Source organism: Psychrobacter sp. Choline-02u-9, from assembly GCF_002836505.1.
GTDB lineage: Bacteria > Pseudomonadota > Gammaproteobacteria > Pseudomonadales > Moraxellaceae > Psychrobacter.
Map to the genome: position 1 here is coordinate 1 of NZ_PJBF01000012.1, position 2,377 is coordinate 2,377.

The 2,377-nt window shown below is 41.9% G+C and carries 1 protein-coding gene; it reads right to left on the reverse strand.

Going from position 1 to position 2,377, the window contains the following annotated elements; translation table 11 throughout:
- Positions 1-2,377 (reverse strand): tandem-95 repeat protein (locus CXF69_RS00490; RefSeq protein WP_145990563.1); only part of this gene is annotated, 2,377 nt, incomplete at both ends.

Genomic DNA, 2,377 nt, shown 5'->3' on the forward strand with positions numbered 1-2,377 from the left:
TCACCATAGATGTAATCGTTTCCGACAGAGCCTTTTACGATGTCAATAATATCCGCTGACTCAAAGTACTCTGAGGCGGTAGACATTACAAAATCTAGAGAAGTACTATTTCCAGCCACATCAGACGCTTGAATTTGGTAATTGCCCTCTACAAATGGAATGTTAGTGACATCAGCAAGTGGTACCAAAGTACCGTTTTCTAGCTTAAAGGCTTGCAACGTGTCTTGATCGATATCTGCATTAACTTCTAACTGATTGGTAGCCGTATTGAAATTTAGAATTTGACCTAATATAGGAGCGGTAGTGTCGATAGTGATGTCTCTTACAGCGGTAAAGCTTTCATTAAGCGCTTCATCTGTTACCTTGGCTCTAAAGCTATAGTCACCATCTGCTAAGTTAGAAGCCGTACCGTTTGCCAATACTGCCCAAGTCGCGCCTTGATCGGTTGAATACTGATATTCAACTTGGCTATCTGCTTCATTATTTTTAATGGTTAGATCAAAAGTATTGTCTTGAGTAACGCCATCGTCTTGAGATATACCTGTATCTTCAAAATTATTGAAGACTAATTCACCTGGCTCTGGAGGCATTGTGTCTGAGGTGATATTGACACGATAAGCACCAATATAACTCCCTTGTAAGTCAACTACTTTGATATCGAACTTCTCTGCCAACTGATCTGGGTCTAAACCAAGCTCATTGCCATTCGAACGATAGATGTAAGAGCCGTCAGCTGATAGCTCAAGTTGACCATTGTCTGTATCTATAACAATAGGACTAGATGCTGAACTGCTTGCTTGAGATATCAGTGATTGTCCGTTTATCTGAAGCTCATAATCATTAGGTGCGTTGATACCGCCGTCGTCATCAGCAAAGATATTACCCATGATACTCTGATAGCCTACAAACTCAGTTTTTTCAACGTCTTTAAACTCAACGACATCAAGACTAATGGTTGAACCGTTTTCTTGTATACCTATACTTAAAGTATAAATACCTGGGGAAAGGTTACTACCTAAACTCTTATTATATGAACTTGATCCTGCCGAGAAAACATTAATATTCCCTGAAGAAGAGCCTGATGGACCAGTTAATGTATAACTACCATTTGCGTTAATATTTCGAGAAGAATCAAAAAGACTTAAAGTTACACCTGCATTATCACCCGTTACTTCAAAAACTATAGTGTCATACAAAGTATTGGATGACTGCTTATCTACTAATACTTGCTTTTCACTAACAACAGTAGTTTCAAACGTTCCTTGTAGTTCACGGTTATACACTTCGCTGAATGAGTTAACCGTCACATTGGCAGTTTGAGTAATGGTTTCTGTACCATCAGTGATTGTATAGGTAAAGTTGTCTGAGCCATTAAAGTTAGTATTAGGCGTATAGCTGTAGCTACCATCAGCATTAACTACCACTGTGCCATTGCTGGCATCGGTAGCTAGGACGAATGTCAGTTCATCACCATCGACATCGGTAGCTGTTGCTAGTTGACCTTCAGCAACGGTGTCTTCTATAGCGGCAATAACACTGTCTTCAGCCACTGGTGCATCATTAATCGGTGCAACATCAATCGTTGCGGTTTGAGTTATCACGCCACCTTGACCATCATCAATGCTATAGATAAAGCTGTCTGAGCCATTAAAGTTGGCATTAGGGGTGTAGCTATAGCTGCCATCTGCATTGACGATAACAGTGCCATTAACGGCAGTGTCTTTTAATGCATAAGTTAATTCATCACCATCTGCATCAGTAGCGGTAGCCAATGTGCCAGTTGCTTCTGCGTCTTCATTGGTACTGCTGCTGCTGTCAGTGGAGACGGGTAGATCATTGACTGAAGCAACAGTGATCGTAGCCGTTTGAGTAATGGTTTCTGTACCATCAGTGATTGTATAGGTAAAGCTGTCTGAGCCATTGAAGTTGGCATTTGGTGTATAGCTGTAGCTACCGCTTGCATTGACTATTGCTGTGCCATTGCTGGCACCTGAGTCTAGGGCAAATGTCAGATTATCACCATCAACATCGGTAGCGACAAGCTGACCTTTTGCGACCGTGTCTTCATCAGTACTGATACTGCTGTCTTCAGCCACTGGCGCATCATTGACGGCAGCGACAGTAATCGTAGCAGTTTGAGTGATCATGCCACCTTGACCATCATCAATGGTATAAGTGAAGCTGTCTTCACCATTAAAGTCAGTATCAGGGGTGTAGCTATAGCTGCCATCCGCATTGACGATAACAGTACCATTGGCGGCATTGTCTTTAATGGCATAGGTTAAATTGTCGCTATCCGCATCAGTGGCTGCTTCTAATTGACCAGTCGCTACGGTATCTTCGGTAGCTTCGATGTTTGAATTTTTGGAGACAGGTA